A 19,700-nucleotide genomic window follows, 5' to 3' on the forward strand; every position below is an offset into this window, starting at 1 on the left:
CGCCGACCGGGACCGGTCCCATTCCCTGAACTTCCGGGTGGACGACCTTGACGCCGACGAGCAGGTCAGCGCGGCCTTCTTCCGTCTCGTCAGCGTTCACGAGGACATGCTCGTCTCCCTCGCCGAGCACCACAGCGCCGATGGCGCCCGCAGCTTCTATGTCCTGTACGACGGCTCGGCCACCTGGGACCACCCGGGTGTGCCGCAGTACGTAGCTCTCCACCTGCAACGAGACCTGGAGAGAAGCACGTTCAGTTTCGAGCGGGCCACGTTGCCTTTGCCTTCGATGGCGCAGTCCTGGCTCATCCGCCGCGGCTGTCCGCCCGAGTTCCTCACGCTCGATGCCGAACGGGGCACAGCGCCGGCCGACGAGGCGACGCGGGCCTTGGAGCAACGGCTCATGAGGGACGGGGACCACTACGCGCTCGGCTGGTCCCACACCCAGGACGACCCGGACGACTGGGTCACGCTCGCGGTGTTGCGGGCCCTGGACGAGCGCGCCCGCTCCCCATTCCGTGTCGTAGTCGAGGAAGTCGACATCGAGGCGGGAACGCACACACTGCGCGAGGGCGGCTTCGATTCGGTCGAAGGAGCCTTGCAATGGTGCGATGACCGCCTCGGTGGCCTAAGTAAGGCTCTGCGGCTGGTCCGCCCGGTGCCATCACTTTCCCGCCCTGCTCCTGCGCCGAAAACGGCGTCCTCCCGGCCCTCTGGCCGCTCACGCTGAAGCCCCGTTTTCCCGTCGGCGCGGCGAAACATAGCCCATGATCGCCGGTTGGCCAAACCGGCGATTCTCCGGACTCTTATACGGCCGCCGGGAGCACCCCGGGTTCGGCACTCCCCAGCATTCCTTTCCTTCGTATGGAGGTTCTTTCCGCATGCGCGCAACCCGCATTGCCGTATCCGCTGCGATTCTCGGCGCCCTCGCCCTGCCGATCGCGTCGGCGACCACCGCCACGGCCGCCCCGAGCAGCGCCCTGACCTCCCAGTCCTGCAACGACCCCGGTCCGTGGGTCATCGGCACGAAGGCCGTGACCATCCGCTTCAAGGCGTCGGCCAAGTCCACCGCCGTGGGCATCCTGTACCGCGGGCACAAGTTCACCGTCCACAAGACCAGCGGCAACTGGCGCTACATCACGGACCGAACGACGGGTGTGAAGGGCTGGGTGTCCGCCACCTACGTCTACCGCGACGTCCGCATGTGCCTCGACTAAGCCGCGCACGCCAGTAACTCGACTGTATAGCGGCGCTTTTGAGCGTTCGATTCCCTCCCGGATCTGCCAGTTAGAGGATCCCGGTGTCTACCAAGAGGAGTCTCCCGTGTCTGACGCTCCACTCGATGCGATAGACGATGTCGTGGGCGTGCTCACTGAACAGATCGAAATCCGTTTCGGGATGAGCATGGATCAGTTGAAGGCCGCCGTCGCCGCTGCGCCGACCGCCAACTCGCAGGCCACCGACGTGGTCAAGTGGCACGGCCTTCTCCTCGAATCGCAGGCAGCGCTGGAGCGTGCAGAGGACACCCTCGTGGCCGCGCTGGACGGCCAGCCCAGTGAGGTCGACGACCCGACGATGGAGTTGGCCCATCGCGTCAACGCTGCCGTCACCGCCCGCGACGGGCGGGCCATGGTCGTGCGGTGGCTAATCGACCCGGACGCCAGGGGCAAGCAGGACCTGGCCGCCCGGCGGCTGGCCCGCATGCGCGGGCGTCAGGGACCGGCCGTCCCCACCAGCCCCCCGCCGAGGCCGGCGACCACCCAGCAGCAGGGAAGGAGCCTTGCGCGGTGAGCGCCCGGCTCAAGCCCAGCTCCGCGGACGACCGGCTGCACCAGGTCTTCGGCGTCCCGGTCGGCGACCTCTACACGGCAACAGTTCGTCCCGACGCTTCTCCCGCGCTGTGCCGGGCTCTGGAGCTGCGGTCCTTCCTGGCTCTGGCCGAGGCCCGGGTCCGTGACCGCGTACACGCGGCGATGGCCGGGGACCGTGACATGGGCGAGCTGTCCGCCGAGGACCTGCGGATGGACGCGCAGTGGCTGGAGGCGGCGCTCGACGCCCGTGACGGCTACCGGGCCGCGCTGGACGACCTGCTGCGCACCATGCCCCCACCCGGGCAGCGCGCACGGGCTGTCCGCACCGTACAGCCGACCCTCGCCACCGTCTTGCCATCGGCCGCCCCGGCGCCCAAGGGTGCCGGGGCGGCCCAGGCCCGCCGACTGTGAAGGCTTCCGCTTGACCCACCCGACGTCCGCCGAGATAGCCGGACGGATCGAGGACCTCTTCGGCGAACCGCTCGCCGCCCTCACCTCCCATGCCCAGGACCAGCCGCCCGGCATGCTTTCCGCCCTCCTCGGCCTGCACGACACGCTCGCCTTCGCCGAGCGCAGCATCGCCTTCCACCGCGAGCGCCTCGCTCAGCTCATGCACCCCGAGCGGCACATCACCACCCACGAGGTGCCGCACGTACTCGACTGCGCCCGCCGGCTGGCCGAAGCGGTCGCCGTACGAGACGCCCAGGCCGCCACGGCGTCGGCTGTGCTGCAGAGCCTCGTGCGCGTCGAGCCGCCCGAGCCGTCCCTGGCCCCGCCCCCCACCGCAGTGGCCGCGGCCCCCTCGGCTGCGGCCACGAGCGCCGTTCCGAGCCGCTGACCCCGTCACTCATACAGGAGTTCTCCCTTGGCCCTGACCCGTCTGCCTCCCGACACCGATGCCGACATAGCCCGGGTCACCGAGGCACTCGCCATGATCACTCCGCGCTGGAACGTGCGGATCCTGCTCGCCCTGAACGGGCAGTCGCTGCGCTACAGCGAACTCGCGGGCAAGGTGTCCTGGCTGCGCGACGGCCAGCTGCACCCCAAGGTGCGGCAGCTGTGCGAAGCCGGTCTTGTCCAGCGAAACGAGCACACCCCGCGGCAGGTCACCTATGGGCATACCGACCGTGCCACCGCGCTGCTGCCCGTCCTGCCGCTGATCGTCACCTGGGCCGAGCAGTACCTGGAACAACCGGACCAGCCGCTGACCGCGATCGAACAGATCGAGGACAGCTTCACGCTCCTGACCCGGCGGCACGCCGCCGCGATCCTGTGGGCGCTCAAGATCCGGGGAGAAGCCAGCGGCCGGGCTCTGGCCCAGACGGTCATGCCCGGCAGGGACTGGACCAACATCTACCCGCCGCTGCGGCAGCTCGTGGACGACGGTCTCGTCAGAACCGGCGGGATCGGCCAGCCCTACCGCCTGTCCGCCGCCGGCGACGGTCTCGGGCCCGTCCTGGGCGCTCTGTCGGCATGGTCCGCCGGCCAGCCCCTCACCCGGGCCGGACAGCACCCGGTCTGGGGACAGACCAGCGCCGCACCGCAACAGCGGATGTGGCTCAGCAGCCAGGCACGGACTGCCACCCCGGCGACCCCGCCAGCACCCACCAAGACCGATCGGACACCGCCGCCGGCCTGGCAGCGCAACGCCCTGTTCTCCCACGCCACCCCGCCCCGCCCGCTGGCGGCTCTTCCCACTGGAGCACCGCGCCGATGACCACCCTCACCCCAGCCGCCATCCGGCACGCCTGCACGGTGCTGTCCGCGCCCGGCCTGATCCGCCTTGTCACCGAGATCGACGACAACGGCCCCATCCCGCCGCGCAGCCTGACCCGCACCCTCCCTGACCTGCCAATTCCTCAACTGAGGTATTCCGTCGAACAGGCCCGCGCTCTCCGGCTGGTCCACAACCGGCCTGGTGCCGGGCTCAGCCTGACACCGTCCGGATCCGGCCTGGCCGACGTCTACGACGCGATGGCCCGCAGGGCGCGCCACCACGGCCTTCCGGCTCCGGTCTGCGACTTCACCAGCCGCGTCCAGCACACCCTCTCGCTCTACGCCGTGCCTACCGCTCTCACTTCGCAGGAGCCGGTTATCGAGACCGGCGAGAAGCATGCCCACCCGCGTGACCTTCTTACCCAGTGGCTGCACGAGAACCCGCAGCTTGTCCAGGGCGCCGAGCCCGTGCTGGCCGCGTGAGGGCTGGCAGCGCCCGGCAGGCCCGCCACCCCTCCTTGTTCCGCAGCGTCTACCTGCCCCGCTCGGCTGACGGCGCCGCGTTCGCGATGACCACCTACGGCATCCCGCTGATCGTGGTAGCGACGACAAGGTCGGCAACCCTGACGGGCGTCGCGTTCGCGCTGGAGTGGCTGCCCCGCCTGGTGGCGTTCACGGTGGCCGGCTCCCTCGTCGACCGCCACGGCGTCTCCCGTATCTTCCGTACCGCGTGTGTCGGCAGGGCTCTTGCCGTCCTGCTGGCAGCGCTCCTGCTGGCGGCGCCTGACGTCGGGGTGCCGGCGGCAGTCACCGTGATGGCGCTCGCCCCGGTCAGCGGCATCCTCACGGAGTGCAGCTACATCGCTGCGGAAACGGCTGGCGGCGAGGCGAGCCGGACAGCCGGATCGCGGGCGCACCGGGTGCAGTCTGTCCTGCTGGGGATCGACCAGACCGCCATGCTGGCCGGCCCTCTCGTTTCCGGCTTGCTGCTGAAGTACGGCGGGCCGGCGCTCATGCTCAGCACGCTCGCCGCCTTCTCACTGCTCGCCGCCGCGCTGCTTCCGCGCCGGCCGACCGCGCCGAGCCGTTCCCCCGCGAGCAGGAGTGGCGTGCGGGCAGGCTGGGGCACTCTGCGTGACCTTCCGGCCCTGGCCTGGCTGGTGGGCGGCCTGCTCGTCTCCAATACGGCCATCGCCCTGTTGCAGTCGGCGATGCCGGTGATCGTGGTCACCGAGCTGGGCCGCTCCAGCGCCGACGCTGGCCTCATCTGGTCCGCCGCCGCTGTCACCTCCCTGCTCGCCATCGCACTCGCGCGCCGGGCGATCGACCGGTGGGGGCTGTGGCCGGTCGGCGCCACCGCAGCCGCCGTTGCCGCGGCAGCCACCCTCGCGGTCGCCAAGGCCGACACCTACCCCGAATACGTCCTGCTGATCGCCGTCCTGATGGCAGGCGAAGGCGGCCTCACCGTCGTCCTGCGCACCCTGCGCTCCCACCTCATCCCGCCCGAGGTCTTCGGCAGCACCCTGAGCCTGACCATCCTGCTGCTCCTGGTGCCCTTTCCCGCCGCCGGACTGCTCGTCGCGGTCATCCCGCCCGCCCAGATCGGGCACGCCGTCACCGTCACCGCCCTCATGCAGGCCCTCGGCCTCTTCACCGCCTTCGCCCGGCTGCGCACCTTGCGCACCACGCCCGCCTGAACCCCACCCCGAAAGGAACCGCTGCCCGCATGCCCTCCACCGTGCAGGACGGACTGCCCGGCCTCGACTTCCCGTACCGGGACGGACGCACGATCACCGAACAGTTCCGCGCCTTCGACGCCCAGTACCCCTGGATCTACCGGTCTTTGGAACGGCTCGTTGAGGAACGTCTTGCCGCCGGAGCCAAGCGAGTCGGGATGAAGGCGCTGTTCGAGGCCCTGCGCTGGCGCCAGCCAGCAGGGGTCAAGGGCCTGAACAACAACTACACCGCCCTCTACGCGCGCAGGCTGCTCGCCGCCCACCCGGAGTGGGCGTCCGTGATCGAGGTCCGCCGCCGACGCAGCCCGTAAAGCCTCCCTCGGCCCCTTCATCCCCCGTTGATCTCTGAGGAGTTCGTACTTGTCCCACCGTCCTGTCGTCCTGGTCGTCGCCGCCGCCGACATGGAAGCCGAGGCGTACCGCGGCTACTGCCTCCAGTCCGTGGCCGCCGCCTACGACGTCGTCCTGATCACCGGTGAGGAGCCGTCGTGGGAGGTGCCCTATCTCCGTGACTGCGTGGTGGTGCCCGACCCGGCCGACCCGGTACAGCTGTCGGCCGTCGGGCAGGCGCTGGCCGACCGCTACGACCTGGCAGGCGTGTTCACCTGGACCGAGTGGTACCTCGTCCCCGTCGCCCGCCTCGCGCGCCGGCTCGGCCTGCCCACCAACGCCCCCGAGGTCATGCAGGCGTGCCGCAACAAGGCCGTCTCGCGCAGCCTGTTCGCCCAGCACGGGGTCCCGTCGGCCGCCTCGGTGACGGTACGCACCGAGGCCGAGGCCGAGGCGGCGGCCGAGCGGATCGGCTACCCGGTCGTGCTGAAGCCAGCCGCGCATGCGGCCAGCATCGGCGTGATCCGCGCCGACACCCCCGGACAGCTCACGGCCGCGTACGCGTTCGCCAAGAAGGCCGCCGGTCTGGGGCAAGAGAGCACGAGCGTGCTGGTCGAGGAGTATCTCGACGGGCCGGAGGTGTCGGTGGAGTGCGTCACCTACCGGGGCAAGACCACCGTGGTCGCGGTGACCCGCAAGACGGTCAGCGAACCGCCGTACTTCGAGGAACTGGCCCACGTGGTGGACGCCGCCGATCCGCTGCTCGACGTGGTCGCCCCCGCAGCATGCGCCGCGATCCGCGCTCTGCGGATCACCGACGGTGTCAGCCATGTCGAGATGCGCCTGGTCGACGGCCAGCTGAGGCTGGTCGAGGTCAACGGCCGGATCGCCGGCGACATGATCGGCCACCTCGTGCACCTGGCGACCGGCATCGACCTGCCGCGCGCCGCCGCCGACATCGCCTGCGGCCGGGCACCCGATCTCACCCCCAACCGCTCCTCGGCCGCCGCGATCCAGCTGATCTACCCGGACGTCTCCGGCACCCTGCGCCGCGTCTACTTCGATGGCATCTGCCCGCGCTGGCTGGAACGCGTCCACTTCCAGCACCAGGCCGGAGACCCACTCCTCCTCCCGGCCGACGGCGGCACCATGTTCACCGCCCGCATCGGCTACCTGATCACCACCGCCCCCACCGCCGACCTCGCACGAGCACGCGCCGAACAGGCCGCCCGCCGCCTCCACATCGACATCGCGCCCCTCGCGGGCGATGCGTCTGGCACCGGAGGTCGCACCGCGTGAGCCGTCCCACCACCGCTGCCCGCCGCAGCCGGATGCTGCTGACCGGCTACTTCCTCGGCCTGGGCGTGGTGATGGCCATCTGGGGCGCCCGGATGCCCGCCGTCCAGCACGCCGCCCACCTCAGCACCGCCCAGCTGTCCTGGGTCCTGCTCGCCGCCGCCCTCGGCATGGTCGCCGGCCTGCGAACCGGTGGCCGCCTCGCCCGGCCAAAGCGGCTTCCCGTGCTTCTGATGGGCGGCGCTGTCGGCCTCGCCGGGGCTCTCGCCGTGCTGGGCCAGTGCCGCACCCTGGCCTCGCTGCTCGCGGCGGCGCTCGCCTTCGGCATCGCGCACGGCGTCCTGGACGTCGCCGCGAACTCCGCGGCGGTGCGCTGCCAGAACGCCTACGGCTGGCCCATTATGTCCTCCCTGCACGCCGCCTACTCCCTCGGCGCGCTGGCCGCCGCCGCCCTGGCCGCAGCCACCTCCGCGATCAGCCACCACACCCTGTTCCTCGCCACCGGCCTGACGCTGACCGCTGCTGTGCTCGCTGCCGGACCAAGCACCCTCGCCCTGCACGGCACCGATCAACCTCTGACGTCCAACAACGCCGGCTCCGGCGCTGCGCAGGCGACACTGGCGCCCACGAGGCTGTGGCTGCTGGGTGCACTGGCGGCCGCAAGTCTGCTGGGGGAGGGGACGGCAGCCGACTGGGCCGCCGTGCACGCTCACTCCCTGCACGCCACCACGGCCGTCGCAGCGAGCGCGTTCGCCCTCTACAGCGCCGCCATGGCCCTGGGACGGCTGAGCGGCGACCGGCTCACCGCCGTCTTCGGCGCCCCCACCGTGGTCCGTACCGGCGCGCTGCTCGCCGCCACCGGCCTGACGGTCGGTGTCCTGGCCGACAGCGTGCCCGCGGCCCTGGCCGGCTGGACGGTCTTCGGACTCGGCCTGTCCGGCACGGTCCCCTGCCTGATCACCGCTGCCGGGACCGGCGGACCGAAGGCCGTGGCCGCGGTCTCCGTCACCGGCTACCTCGGCCTGCTGGCCGGCCCTGCACTCATCGGTGCCCTCGCCAGCACCACCACCTTGCCCACGGCCCTGCTGCTGCCCGCCCTCCTCGCAGCCGCCATCGCCTTCCTCGCCCACCGCGCCCTGGAGAACACCACCTCTTGACCCGCCACACCGGCCTCGACGCCGTGATCCTCGACTACAACGGCGTCATCGGCCTGCAGCCCACTCGCAGCCAGTGGCTCCGCCTCGCTCGCACCGCGTCCTGGCCCGACGACGACCTCACCGGTTTCCAGCGCGCCTTCTGGAGTGCCCGCGAACCCTACGACGCCGGCCAGCTCAGCGACATGGCGTACTGGGCCCGCGTCCTCGGCTCCCACCCCGGCCCCCGGCTCCTGTGCGAACTCCTCACCGCGGACACCGACATGTGGACCGGAACGGACGAGCACGTCCTGGCCGTCCTTCGCCGCGTCCACCGGACGGGACTGCCGATGGTGCTCCTGTCCAACGCACCCCGCCACCTCAGCGACGTGCTCGACACCCACGACTGGCAGCAGCTGATGACCCAGGCCCTGTACTCGGCCCGGCTGGAGGCGTGCAAGCCCGACCCGTCCGCCTACCACCATGCCCTTGCGGCCACCGGCGCCCGCAACCCGGAGCGCGTGTTGTTCGTAGACGACCGCGCCGACAACTGCCAGGCCGCTCGCAGCCTGGGGCTGACCGCGCTGCACTACACCGGCCGGCCCGCCGTCCTTGAAGCGGCACTGCTCCCCACGGCGTGAACCGCCCCACCTCACCGTCCAGGATCCTGTGCTACCTCACGACGACACCATCGACGGGGACGTCTACGTCTCCCCGCGCTACCTCGCCCGCACCACCGCGATCGGCGATCCCGGCCTCGACCCGCTGCGCAACCTCGGTTGGGAACTCCGCCACGACGATCTGGGCAACGCCTACCTGACCGCGCCCGACAACACGGTCCGCCTCGGCTACCTCCCCGAGGGCGAGGACGACGGCCTGTGGCGCATCAACGCCTACAAAGACCCCTTCGGCCCGCCCGTCTGGGGTGTGTGCTTCAACGACTCCTGCCCGACGGAGTTCGTCACCGCCTTCACCACCACGCTCGCCGAGGCATATCAGCAGGGGCCGGACAGCTACCTGGCCAGACCCCTTTCGGGGGACAAAGACCATGACCCCTTCCTCGCGGTCGCACCACTCATCAACCGGGGCTGGCTCATCGACCGGCCCCGCTGGGGCGTCTTCGCCGTCCAGTCACCCGACAAGCTGGCCGGGCTCGAATACACCACCGGCGACCTCGACCCGGAAACCGAGCTGACCACCCGTGGGGCACGCTGGCAGCTGTGGGCCGGCACCTCCATCGACCGGCCCTACTGGTACGCCACTGCCAGCACGGACACCCCCGTGGCCCTGCTCAAGGCCGTCACCGAGTGCGTCTCCGACCCGGCGCCGCTGCCTCGCTGGCGCGAGGACACCTACAGCTACGTCAAGAGCAAGGCCCAGGTCACCTCCATCGTCCCGCCGAGCCCGCCAGCTCCGACCCCGCTCGATGTCCAGCGTGCCGTCACCCGCCGCCCGACCGCCCGGCCCGCTGCCAGCGTCCCGCGCTGGAGCACCACCAGCCGACCCGGGCTGGCCGGGCCACACCGCTGACACCACCGGGAGACCCACATGGCCATGCACGCCCCCGAGTTCTTCGCCCAACTCGACTTGCCCTTCGCCGACAGTGCCGTTGTCGGCGACACCTACTACGCCACCCCCGTACCCGGGGGACCGCTGCGGCTGCGGATCGACTTCAGCCCCACCCAATGGGCCAACGAGTACGCCGGCCTCCGCCTCGCCACCCTCCACCGGGACCGCGGGCAACTGGACGTCACCGTTCTGCGGTTCGCCGATCACAGGACGTTCGATCACCGCGACTCCACGCGCGGCCTTCAGCCGCACAACTCGGGCTACGGCACGTTCAAGGAGTTCAAGGACCGACCCGACTGGGTGCCGTGGGAAGGCGCCCACACAAACGGCCTGCGCGATGCGATCGAGCAGTACAGCGCTGTGTGGTTCCCCGGTACGTGGCCGGCACCCGCCCTCAGCCGAGCCGCGGGCCGGACGGCGCGGCCGGTCCCGTCGCCGGCGGCTCAACGCAGCGCCGCGAGGGCCCGCTGACCACGAAATTCCCACAGACAGGATCCCTTTCTGTTGCCCGACCCCTTCGAAGACCTCGACCGTGATCAGACGGTGCGCGTTCTGCCCCGCCACCTGGCGGGTCCCGGCTCGGTCGACTTCCGAGCCATCTGGCCCTTCCCCTTTGACGACGACTGGTCCCTGCATCAGCCTTCAAAGGAGGAAGGGGCGGTCGCGTGCAGCCGTGCCTTCGGCTCCGTACCGGCTACGTCCCCGACCCCAACAGGCGGGGCCACATGCAGTGGATCACCGCCGCACACCGCGACCCCTTCGGCCCGGCCACCTGGCAGATCACCTCTGACGCCACCACGCCGGTCGAGCTGCTCGGCGACGTGCACAGCGAACTACTCGACCTGTACCTCGAAGACCGACACAGCGACAAAGATCATTTGTTCCAGTCCCAGACGTCAGCGCAGGAGGCGTACGTCCCGCTGCTCGCCCACGGCTGGAGGCACACGATCAAGACCCACGGCACCCAGACCTTCCTCGCCCCAGATGCCCTGAGCGGGATGCAGCACCAGTACGACAGGACCCCCAGCTCCGACCTCGCGCCGTCCTGGCGGATCTGGGGCGGCCAGCCGGCCAACCCCGACTGGCGCGTGCAGTTCTCACCATCAACCCCCGTCGCGCTGGTCGCAGCGTTCACCGCCTCCCTGCTTTCCACCGAACCGCTAGAGCGCACAGTGAAGGACATCCCCTTCTTCACGCGCCACCACGTCTCCATAGCGACCACAACGGCCAAGCAGAACAAGCCCTTTCCCCCGGTCGCTACGCCGCCTCCGAGACCGGCCATGAGCCGAACCCGCTGACACGCCAGTACCCGCCACCAAGGAGCCCGCTTTTCGTGCACCCCCGTACCGTCCGCGGCACCGTCCGCTCCACTGCCATCGCAGCCGCGGTGGTCGGCACCCTCACCTGGGCACCGGCAGCGACCGCACAGCCCTCCCAGCCGACGCCCTCCAGCACCACCCTCACCGAGACCCCGGCACCCGATGGCGGAAGTGTCACGCTCACCGCGAAGGACCCGGCCGGAGACGTTGTCCAAGGCGCCTCATATCTCCTTCTCGACGCCACCGGCCAGGAGGCTGGGCGCGGCACAACCGACGCACAGGGAACGCTGACCTTTCCCGGCCTCGCCCCGGGCGTCTACCGGCTGAAGGAGACCGCCGCCGGCAGCCCCTTCTACGACGTCGTGGCCGACCAGGACGTGATCGTCACACCCGGCGGCACAACCCGCCTGGCCATCGTCGCCCCGTTCAAGCCCGCCCACGTCCTGCTCCAGGCCAAGGACGACAAGACCGGCAAGCTCCTGCCCGGCGCCACCGTGAACATCGGCAGCGGCGACACAACCCTGCTCACCCTCACCACCGGGCCCAAGGGAACGGCCACCGGTGACCTGCCGGTGAGCAGCCGGAAGGCCGAGTTCTGGATCAAAGAGACCAAGGCTCCCGCCGGATACGACCTCTACACGCGCACCAAGACCTTCACCGCAGGCCCAGGCGACCCGGTCACCGTGAACGTCACCAACTCGAAGCGTTCGACTTCGCCGAACCCCACACCGACCAAGAAGCCCACCCACACCCCGTCCGCACCGGGGGACGAGCCGACCAGCGGAACCTCCGGCGGATCCGGACCCAACCCGGCCACCTCCGGCACACCCGAAACCGCACCTTCGGCCGCCCCGGTGCAGGACGCGACCGATGATCCATCGCCCACGGCCCCGGTCGGTTCTCTGGCCCACACCGGAGCCGACGCCAGCCCGTGGCTCCTGGGCGGCGCGGGACTCCTTGTCGCCGGCGGCACCACCGCCGTCATTGCCGCTCGGCGACGAGCCAGGACCGACAGTGAGGAAACCCCTGCCGACAACTGACCCCAGCTGAGCACAGAGCCCAGTTGCCCCCGGAACCCTCGCGGACCGGGGGCTCTCGGCTGTTCAGCCCACCTGCGGGGCGGTGGCTTACACCAGGCGCCTTGGAAGAGCACCGGAAGTCGGCGCGCTATGGGTTGCTCGGCGCGTTCATCCCTTCAACGAGGAACTCCCGGGCGCCGCGCAGGCAGGTGACCAGCTCGCGTTGGGTCGCGCGGCAGTCGAGGCGGACGTCGAGCCCACCGGGAATCCCGGATTCGCTGCGCCGTCCCGCCCGCAGCCTGGAGATGTCCAGCCCATCGCGGCGGGCGATGAGAACACCGAGGTCGTAACGGCTGACAGACTCGGCCCCCGCAAGATGGCGCACACCGGACGCGTCGGAGAACCCCAGCTCCAGCAGGGCGGCGGCCAGATCGGACACATGTACCGGGCAGCGGACGTCGTCCGTGAACAGCGCCCCGTCCCACCTGCCCGATGCCAGATCATGCACTACCCGGACATGAACAGAGCGTCGGTCGCCGATGATCAGGGAAGTACGGGCGACGACGGCGTCCGGGTACACGAGGCGGACGCCGGTCTCAGCGGCTGCCTTCGCCGCGCCGTACGGGGTGACAGGATCGGGCAACTGGGACTCGTCGTAGTGGACGTTCGCGCCGGAGAACACCGCGTCGCTCGACACATGGATCAGCCGACAGCCGTGCCGGGCGGCGGCCAGCGCGAGCCGCACAGGTCCCTCTGCCGTGACCGCCCAGTCGGCTCCGCCGCTGGTTGCGTTGATGATGACGCACGGTGCCAGGTCAGCAACGACGCTTTCCACGAGCTGTGGACGTCGCAGGTCAAGGGCGTGCCAGCTGGCGTCCGGAACCGAACCCGGCCGGGTCGCGAACGTCGCGGCCGTGACATGACCAGCAGCTCTCGCCTGACGGACCAGCTCGCTGCCGAGGAATCCACTGCCGCCAACGATTAACACCGACATAGGGCGACACCATAGGCAATCCCGTAAGTCTCCAATTGGCCTTCCACAAAAGGCACACGGGGGCAAGTGGGCTGACTGATGAGTGTTGGCCCAAGGTGGCGGTGGAGGGCGGCCCTACGACACGATGCTGCGATGTACGAGGAGCCGTTGGAGGAGTGGGCGAGGCGGCGCGAGGAGCGCCGAAACGCCTCGAAGGGGAAGCTGCGCGCGGCACCGCTCACCTCGGGCCCCCACCGAGGGACGCACGTGGAGCCCAGCGCGCCCAGGGCGATCGAGGAATGGAACGGCGTCCAGTGGGTGACCGTGGGCATCGTCCCGGACCTGGCAGCCGCGAAGGCGTTGCTGTACCCGCCACCGGCGGTGGAGGAGAAGCCTGCTGAATGGGGCCGACCTGCGCTGGGCAGGGGGCGGGGTCGGCACCGCAAACCGTCCCCGGCGGACGAGCGGAATCGGTGAGTCGCCGGGCCGCGCTGTGTGCCCGAGGGGCGCCGCTGCCGTGGGTGACCAGGAGGAGGGCGGGCGGGGTCGTCGCGGTGCCGCTGTGGGGTACGACTGCTGATCGCCGCCCTCGCCCTCATGGTCCGACTCTGATCAGCCCGCACAGCCTGCAATGCAAAAGAAGCCCACCGATCAGCCTTCGGTGAGGCCGTTCGGCTTCGGTTCGACGATCAAACGGACAGTCTTCTGCTCCGACATGCGCTGAAAATCGAACACATGATTGAATCTGGTCATGAGCCCCATCCCCAGCGACCTCGCTCGTGCACAAGAGGAGTGGCGCGCTGTCTACCGCCAGCTCGCCGCGCGACCGCAGACCGCTCAGCGGCGCCAGCTCATCCACCTGTCGGCGCAGGTGCTGTTCCACCCCTACTGGCAGGGCCGGAGGACCGGAGCCTGGGCAGCGTTGCACGGTGCTCGCCATGTCCGAGCTGCCTCCTGACCCGCCCCGCCTTCGGGCGATCCTCGCGTACCTTGACCGGCAGATCGCGGAGAACGACACGGTCGGCAGGTATCTGCGCCTTCAGTACGACGCCGTACGGAAGGCGCTAAATCGCGCCGAGCGGCCGGCGTCGCCGCCGCGGCGCCCGAGCCGCCCTGTGAAGGGCGGCGGCTCACTGCCCGCCTTCCCTCCGGCGCAGGTGAGGACCGGCTACGTAGTGCAGCGGAAGCGCACCCCGAACGGTCCGGAGCCTGCCCTCGTTCACCTCGCAGACTGCTCCATGATCGAGGGCACACCGCACCCGATCAGAGCAGATGAGGCACGAGCCGCGCTTACCGACCCCACTATCGAGCCCTGTGTCTTTTGCAGGCCGGACACCGAGCTGGGTATGGATCTCGCGTGACCATCGCTGTGCGCGCGCCCCCGCAGGGCCGGATATTCGCACTTATGGACGGGGTGCTTCAGCGCATCGACCCGGAAACAGACCGGTCCGTCGCGGCACGCCTGTTGGGTTGTGCACCCGACGAGGTCGGGTACTGCCCGCGCTGCCAGGGGCTGACTCACCGATACGGTCGTAATGCCCGGATCATCTGCCCGGCCTGCCGCGCCGCTGAGCCCACGCCGACGGCTGGTTCTTCGGAGTGACATGGTGCTTCGACCGCCGGTGGAACCGATGCTGGCGCAGGCCCGCGACAGCCTGCCCCCGCCTAGCGCGCTCGCGGGCGAACTCATATTTCAGCCGAAGTTATGGACAGGGTTTGAGATTGTCCGTTGTCCACGACGAAAGCGGGGTCGGGTCCCTCAACATGAGGGACCCGACCCCATCCATGCGTTTCAGCTCTGGCATGCGCACGCCGACGTGGTCTTGGCTTCCGACACGGTGATGCTGGGGCCGACGGAGGTCTCGTCTGAGCAGGGACGACCGCCGGCCGTCACTCGGTGTGCAGGACGCGGGCGATGGTCTGCCGGGCCGCCGCACGCGCTGGCAGCACCGCACCCAGTGCGGCGATCGCCACCCCGGCCAGCACCATCAACGTCATCACCCCTGGGTGCCACACGTCCAGCATCCGAGCAGGAAAGGTGAGTTGGGCCGCGTGCTCGGTGATCGGGATCACCACGTGGTACGCGGCGACTCCGAGCGGCAGTCCCAGGATCCCGCCGACCAGCCCGAGTCCGGCCATGGACACCACCATCATCACCGTGACCTGGCGTGGTGTCATGCCGATGGACTTGAGCATCCCGAGGTCGCGCTGGCGTTCCCGCGCGTTGAGTACGACGGTGTTGAACACGCCCATCGCTGCGACCAGCGTCAGCATCAGGGTCAGTGCGGAGGCGGAGCTGATGACGGTCACGGCGTCCGTGTTCAGCATGGTGTTTTTTGTCGGGTAGAGCCCCGGGTCGGCGGCTTGTACGGCCTTCGTGTAGGCGTTGAAGTCGGCACCGCGGGTGAGGTGCACCCAGTACTGGTTGGCCTGCGCGTCCGGTGCCAAAGCGGTCACCGTCGACCAGTCCGCGCGCATCCAGTCTTCCGGGCCGGCCAGGATCTCCCCGACCAGGGTCACGCGTTCCTGGCGGCCGTCCGCTGCGGTCAGGGTGAAGGAGTCGCCGAACCGTAGCCCCTGTTTGGCAAGGAATCTGCCTGAGGCCACCACTTCGCCGGGTCTACTCGTCCAGCGGCCCCGCGCCAGGCTGTCCGGGGGAGCGGACCGCCCCCCGCGCACGCCCTCGATCACCACTCCTTCGCTCCGGCCGAGGATCCGTACGTTGATGAAGCCCACTGCGGCCACGTCTGCGACATCCGGCACAGAGCACAGGAGTTTCTGCGTTGCGGCGTCGTTGTGACGCGGGGCGGTCTGGTCGAACTTGGTCTGTCCTCGCCAGACGGTCGACTGTGCCGTGCCGTAGTCCTGTTCCGCGTGGCCGTAGGAGACCATGGTGGCCGACAGGCCGGTGGCGAAGGTCACCGTGGCCACGCCGAGCAGGACCGAGGCGACGGTGAGCAGCGCCCGTCCGGGCCGGGCGAAGGGCAGGCCCAGGCCCAGAGTCACCGAGCGCGGCAGCCGCACCCCGCTCAACCACCGCTGCACCGTCGAACTCCGTCCGGCGTGCGGTGCGCTGCCTGCGCTGATGGCGCGTGCCGCGGATAGCCGGTGTGCGCGCAGGGCCGGGATCAGCGCGGCCATCAGTACCGTCAGGGGCATGCCGAGTGCGGCGGTCGCGTACGCCCAGGAGCTGATCGTCGGGTGCACGGTCGCGGTGCCGAGCTTTGCGCCCTGGAAGACCTGGTGCAGCAGCGGCGGCGCGACCACCCCGCCCAGGGCCGTGCCGGCCAGCGCGCCCGCTGTGGCGGGGACGCAGACCATCACCAGGTAGACCGCGACGACCTGATTGGGCGTGAAGCCCAGGGACTTGAGTACGCCGATGTGGCGGAAGCCGGAGACGACGGCGCCGCTGACCACGTTGCCCACGATCAGGACGGCCACCAGTAGGCCGAGGACCCCGAAGGCCAGGAGGAACGGCACGTAGGCGTTGGGGTTGGCCGCGACCTGCGCCTTCAAGGTCAGGTACGACTGATGCGCCACCAGCGACCCGGACGGCAGGCCGGCGCTCACCGCCGAGGTGTCCTCAGTGATCTGACGGGCTGTCGCGGCTCGGTCGAACCGGTAGAGCATCTGGTACGCCGTGGGGTGCAGGGACGTGATCTGCCGCGGAGAGACCCATGCCTGCGCGGTGCCGCTCACGCTGGAGGCGAGGCCCACCACGGTCAGGGGCCGCTGCCCAGGCAGCTGGATCCGCTTGCCGAGCGGCGAGTGCGGCCCGTGGCCCATCCCGGGCGCGTCCGGCAACGCCAGCACGATCTGGCCCGGTCTGGTGGCCCAGTGCCCGGCGAACAGGTCCAGTCGGTCGACGTCGCCACCGGGATCCGGCCGCCCGACGACTGTCAGGGGGCCGGGCGCCGTTCCGGGCATCTGGGACGCCGCGCTTTCCGGCATGTCGATCACGGCTTGCGAAAACGGCCCGGCCGAAGCCCGTACACCCGGACGCTTCGCGGTCCGCTCCAGCTCCGCGCCGGAGACCTTCGCCGCGTCGAAGGTGGCGACGACGTGCGCGCCGTGCACTTGACCGAAGATCCGGTCGAAGGGCCCGGACGCGACGTCGAGCAGGCCGAGGGCGACCACCAGGGCCGTACTGGAAACGAGGACCACTGCCGCGATCACGGAGGTCTGGAGCCGTCGGCGGCGCACGGCCGCGCGGGAGGCCCACCACACCGCGCTCATGCCGACCGCTCCAGGGTCCGCTCGCCGGTGATCCGGCCGTCCGCCATCATCACCAGGCGGCTGGCACAGCGGGTGGCCAGTGTCTGGTCGTGCGTTACCAACAGCAGAGTTTGGCCCAGTTCGTTGAGGTCAATGAGCAGGTCCATCACCTGTTCGCCCGCGTGGCTGTCCAACGCGCCGGTCGGCTCGTCCGCCAGCAGCAGCGCGGGCCGGTTCATCAGCGCGCGGGCCACCGCCGCGCGCTGGCGCTCGCCGCCACTGAGCGCGGCGGGGTAGACGTTCCTGCGGTCGGCGATGCCGAGTTCGTCCAGCAGTTCCAGCGCCCGGCGCCGGGCCTGACGGGTGGGCGTTCCGGTGAGCTGGGCGGCCAGGGCGACGTTGTCGATCGTGGGCAGGTCGTCGATGAGGTTGAAGAACTGGAAGATCATGCCGATCCGGCGGCGCCGGAAGAGCGCCAGCCCGGTCTCGTTCATCGCGCCCAGGTCCTCGCCGTGCACCCGCACCTGGCCGGCGGTCGGCCGGTCAAGGCCGGCGATCATGTTGAGCAGTGTGGACTTGCCGCAGCCGGACGGCCCCATCACCGCGACCGCCTCCCCGGCGCCGATCCCCAGCGACACCCCGTTCAGGGCGACGGTGTCGCCGTACTCCTTGCGCAGGCCGCTCACCCGGACGACGCCCTGCTCGTGAACGGCGGCCGGACCGGGGCCCGCAGTCGTGCCGCTGCTGTCTTCGGTGGTCATGACAGGGACGGTAGGCGGCGTGGGCAGCCCTGAGCGTCAGCCCCTGGAGGTATCCGGCGGCGGCGGTCATCCCGGAGATGTATGGGGTGGACCCGGAGAGGGACGCCCGCTCCTCGGCCAGCTGGCACGATGGACGACGTGTGGAGATCGGAGACGGGCTGGCTGCTCATCGCCCTGGCGACCGTGAGCCTGGCGGCGACCGGGGGCGCCACCCTGCTGCTGGCGCGCGCTCGCCGCCGCTACCGCAAGATTTTGGAGGACCGACGCTGGCTGCTGGAGCGCGAGCGGGAGGCTGCCGCCCGCACGGCGGTGACGGCCGAACGTGCCCGTATCGCACGGGAGTTGCACGACATCGTCAGCCACAAGGTCAGCCTGATGGTCGTGCAGGCGACCGCGGCCCGCGAGGTGCTCGCCGCCCTGCCGGACGCGGCGGAGACCGCGTTGCAAGCCGTGGAGGGTGCCGGACGCGATGCGATGACCGAACTTCGGCACCTGCTGGGCCTGTTGGCGCCGTCGCCGGACGGCGACGACGACCGGACCGGGCACGACGGCGCGGGTGACCCCTCCGCACTCGCCCCCCAGCCGAGCCTGAGCCAACTGGGCACCCTGGTCGACCGGATCGCCTTCGCCGGGCTCCCGGTCGAGGTGCGCATCTCCGGGGAGCCGCGCCCGTTGCCGCCCGGCATCGACGTCACCGCCTACCGGATCGTGCAGGAGGCGCTGACCAACGCGCTCAAGTACGGCGACGGCGGCACGGCGACCGTGATGGTGCGCTATGCGGACCACGGTCTGCGGGTCGAGGTGCTCAACAGCGGACCGAGCGTGCTGTCCGCCGGCCCCGCGAGCATGGGAGCCCGATCCGGCCACCAGCGCCAGAACAACGGAGCGGGACACGGCCTGATCGGTCTCCGCGAGCGCGTCGCCGTCTACGGAGGCCACTTCGACGCCCGACGCCGCGTCGGTGGCGGGTACCGTGTTCGCGCACGCATCCCCCTGGAGCGCCCGTGACCCAGCGCGCCGCCGACCGCCGCATCCCCCAGGCCCCGAACCGGATCCCGAGCACCCAGGAGCCAGGACCGAACCCGAGCAAGGAAACCGTCGCCCCGCGAGTCCTCATCGCCGACGACGAGGAACTCATCCGAACCGGCTTCCGCCTCATCCTCACCTCGCGCGGCATCGAGGTCATCGGCGAGGCCGCAGACGGCGTACAGGCCGTCGCGGAAGCCGAACGGCTACGCCCGGACGTCCTCCTGATGGACATCCGCATGCCCAAACTGGACGGCCTGGAAGCCGCCAAGCGCGTCCTGCGGCTACTCCCGCGCTGTCGGGTGCTCATGCTCACCACGTTCGACCTCGACCGCTACGTCTACGCGGCGCTCGCCGCTGGGGCGAGCGGATTCCTGCTCAAGGACGTCACCGCCGCCCATCTCGCCGCGGCGGTGCGGCTGGTGAACACGGGCGACGCGCTGCTCGCCCCTTCGATCACCCGCCGCCTGGTCGAACGCTACGCGACCACCCACGAGACCGACCAAGCCGAGGCGGCTCACCGCCTCGCCAATGCGGCGACCGTGGACCGCACACCCCCGCTTCACCGCGACCTCGCTCCGCTGACCCCCCGCGAACGCGAGGTGCTGGTCCTCATGGGCCGGGGCCTGTCGAACACCGAACTCGCCGAAGCCCTCACCCTCAGCGAGGCCACCGTGAAGACCCACGTCGCCCGGATCTTCGCCAAGCTCACCCTCCGCGACCGCGCCCAAGCCGTCATCCTCGCCTACGAGACGGGCCTGGTCACCCCCGGTAGCTCCACCGCCGAATGACACCCCTT

General features: G+C 70.5%; 23 protein-coding genes and 1 pseudogene. 21 read left to right on the forward strand and 3 right to left on the reverse strand.

Features of this window, described 5'->3' with window-relative positions:
* The first annotated feature begins 37 nt into the window (after positions 1–37).
* From ACZ418_RS29295 to ACZ418_RS29370, 16 genes and pseudogenes are all read left to right on the forward strand, one after another.
* Positions 38–727, forward strand: a complete 690-nt coding sequence (locus tag ACZ418_RS29295) for a hypothetical protein (protein ID WP_468368766.1) — start codon at positions 38–40, stop codon at positions 725–727.
* A gap of 151 nt (positions 728–878) precedes the next feature.
* Positions 879–1,214 (forward strand): SH3 domain-containing protein, encoded by a 336-nt coding sequence (locus ACZ418_RS29300; protein ID WP_468368769.1) that lies wholly within the window; start codon positions 879–881, stop codon positions 1,212–1,214.
* A 106-nt stretch (positions 1,215–1,320) separates the two neighbouring features.
* Positions 1,321–1,788 carry a hypothetical protein gene (locus ACZ418_RS29305; protein WP_468368771.1) on the forward strand — a complete coding sequence of 156 codons (468 nt, stop codon included), beginning with the start codon at positions 1,321–1,323 and terminating at the stop codon, positions 1,786–1,788.
* Positions 1,785–2,219, forward strand: coding sequence for a hypothetical protein (locus ACZ418_RS29310; protein ID WP_468368773.1), 435 nt, complete (start codon positions 1,785–1,787; stop codon positions 2,217–2,219). Before ACZ418_RS29305 ends, ACZ418_RS29310 begins: the two co-directional genes overlap by 4 nt.
* A gap of 10 nt (positions 2,220–2,229) precedes the next feature.
* The gene (locus ACZ418_RS29315) at positions 2,230–2,646 is read left to right on the forward strand and encodes a hypothetical protein (RefSeq protein WP_468368776.1); all 417 of its coding nucleotides are present in this window, start codon (positions 2,230–2,232) and stop codon (positions 2,644–2,646) included.
* Between the two features lie 27 nt (positions 2,647–2,673).
* On the forward strand, positions 2,674–3,525 hold the full coding sequence (locus ACZ418_RS29320) for a winged helix-turn-helix transcriptional regulator (protein ID WP_468368779.1): 852 nt from the start codon (positions 2,674–2,676) through the stop codon (positions 3,523–3,525).
* Positions 3,522–4,007: a hypothetical protein gene (locus ACZ418_RS29325; RefSeq protein ID WP_468368782.1), complete on the forward strand. Its 486-nt coding sequence runs from the start codon at positions 3,522–3,524 to the stop codon at positions 4,005–4,007. The genes ACZ418_RS29320 and ACZ418_RS29325 overlap by 4 nt, the downstream gene beginning before the upstream one ends.
* Positions 4,008–4,093: 86 nt before the next feature.
* The gene (locus ACZ418_RS29330; RefSeq protein WP_468368950.1) at positions 4,094–5,221 is read left to right on the forward strand and encodes an MFS transporter; all 1,128 of its coding nucleotides are present in this window, start codon (positions 4,094–4,096) and stop codon (positions 5,219–5,221) included.
* A gap of 29 nt (positions 5,222–5,250) precedes the next feature.
* Positions 5,251–5,571 carry a hypothetical protein gene (locus ACZ418_RS29335; RefSeq protein ID WP_468368785.1) on the forward strand — a complete coding sequence of 107 codons (321 nt, stop codon included), beginning with the start codon at positions 5,251–5,253 and terminating at the stop codon, positions 5,569–5,571.
* Positions 5,572–5,662: 91 nt separating this feature from the next.
* A complete protein-coding gene (locus ACZ418_RS29340) occupies positions 5,663–6,889 on the forward strand; it encodes an ATP-grasp domain-containing protein (protein WP_468368953.1) in 1,227 nt (408 codons plus the stop codon).
* Positions 6,877–8,043, forward strand: a pseudogene (locus tag ACZ418_RS29345) (MFS transporter); the annotation flags it as partial. The gene ACZ418_RS29340 and the pseudogene ACZ418_RS29345, both read left to right, overlap by 13 nt.
* A complete protein-coding gene (locus ACZ418_RS29350) occupies positions 8,040–8,660 on the forward strand; it encodes an HAD-IA family hydrolase (protein ID WP_468368788.1) in 621 nt (206 codons plus the stop codon). The pseudogene ACZ418_RS29345 and the gene ACZ418_RS29350, both read left to right, overlap by 4 nt.
* 28 nt (positions 8,661–8,688) lie before the next feature.
* A complete protein-coding gene (locus ACZ418_RS29355; protein WP_468368791.1) occupies positions 8,689–9,549 on the forward strand; it encodes an SPDY domain-containing protein in 861 nt (286 codons plus the stop codon).
* 18 nt (positions 9,550–9,567) lie between these two features.
* On the forward strand, positions 9,568–10,059 hold the full coding sequence (locus ACZ418_RS29360) for a hypothetical protein (protein ID WP_468368794.1): 492 nt from the start codon (positions 9,568–9,570) through the stop codon (positions 10,057–10,059).
* Positions 10,060–10,253: 194 nt separating this feature from the next.
* A complete protein-coding gene (locus tag ACZ418_RS29365) occupies positions 10,254–10,886 on the forward strand; it encodes an SPDY domain-containing protein (RefSeq protein ID WP_468368796.1) in 633 nt (210 codons plus the stop codon).
* A 35-nt stretch (positions 10,887–10,921) separates the two neighbouring features.
* The gene (locus ACZ418_RS29370) at positions 10,922–11,947 is read left to right on the forward strand and encodes an MSCRAMM family protein (protein ID WP_468368799.1); all 1,026 of its coding nucleotides are present in this window, start codon (positions 10,922–10,924) and stop codon (positions 11,945–11,947) included.
* A gap of 127 nt (positions 11,948–12,074) precedes the next feature.
* On the opposite strand, the gene ACZ418_RS29375 is transcribed toward ACZ418_RS29370, so the two are convergent.
* Positions 12,075–12,920, reverse strand: a complete 846-nt coding sequence (locus tag ACZ418_RS29375) for an SDR family oxidoreductase (RefSeq protein ID WP_468368802.1) — start codon at positions 12,918–12,920, stop codon at positions 12,075–12,077.
* A gap of 132 nt (positions 12,921–13,052) precedes the next feature.
* Here ACZ418_RS29375 and ACZ418_RS29380 point away from each other — a divergent pair, with 132 nt between their 5' ends.
* From ACZ418_RS29380 to ACZ418_RS29390, 3 genes are all read left to right on the forward strand, one after another.
* Positions 13,053–13,376 carry a DUF6087 family protein gene (locus tag ACZ418_RS29380; RefSeq protein ID WP_208898249.1) on the forward strand — a complete coding sequence of 108 codons (324 nt, stop codon included), beginning with the start codon at positions 13,053–13,055 and terminating at the stop codon, positions 13,374–13,376.
* Between the two features lie 274 nt (positions 13,377–13,650).
* Complete coding sequence (locus ACZ418_RS29385; RefSeq protein WP_468368804.1) at positions 13,651–13,857, forward strand: hypothetical protein; 207 nt, start codon at positions 13,651–13,653, stop codon at positions 13,855–13,857.
* On the forward strand, positions 13,838–14,260 hold the full coding sequence (locus tag ACZ418_RS29390; RefSeq protein WP_468368807.1) for a DUF6233 domain-containing protein: 423 nt from the start codon (positions 13,838–13,840) through the stop codon (positions 14,258–14,260). The genes ACZ418_RS29385 and ACZ418_RS29390 overlap by 20 nt, the downstream gene beginning before the upstream one ends.
* Positions 14,261–14,789: 529 nt before the next feature.
* Here the strand turns inward: ACZ418_RS29390 and ACZ418_RS29395 are convergent.
* Together ACZ418_RS29395 and ACZ418_RS29400 are read right to left on the reverse strand one after the other, a co-directional pair.
* Positions 14,790–17,135: an ABC transporter permease gene (locus ACZ418_RS29395; RefSeq protein WP_468368809.1), complete on the reverse strand. Its 2,346-nt coding sequence runs from the start codon at positions 17,133–17,135 to the stop codon at positions 14,790–14,792.
* A complete protein-coding gene (locus tag ACZ418_RS29400; RefSeq protein WP_468368812.1) occupies positions 17,132–17,875 on the reverse strand; it encodes an ABC transporter ATP-binding protein in 744 nt (247 codons plus the stop codon). Before ACZ418_RS29400 ends, ACZ418_RS29395 begins: the two co-directional genes overlap by 4 nt.
* A 129-nt stretch (positions 17,876–18,004) precedes the next feature.
* Here ACZ418_RS29400 and ACZ418_RS29405 point away from each other — a divergent pair, with 129 nt between their 5' ends.
* Positions 18,005–18,883 (forward strand): sensor histidine kinase, encoded by an 879-nt coding sequence (locus ACZ418_RS29405; RefSeq protein ID WP_468368814.1) that lies wholly within the window; start codon positions 18,005–18,007, stop codon positions 18,881–18,883.
* A gap of 44 nt (positions 18,884–18,927) precedes the next feature.
* On the forward strand, positions 18,928–19,692 hold the full coding sequence (locus ACZ418_RS29410) for a response regulator (RefSeq protein WP_468368956.1): 765 nt from the start codon (positions 18,928–18,930) through the stop codon (positions 19,690–19,692).
* Positions 19,693–19,700 lie beyond the last annotated feature (8 nt).

The sequence above is a fragment of the Streptomyces sp. NPDC030820 genome, assembly GCF_055572075.1.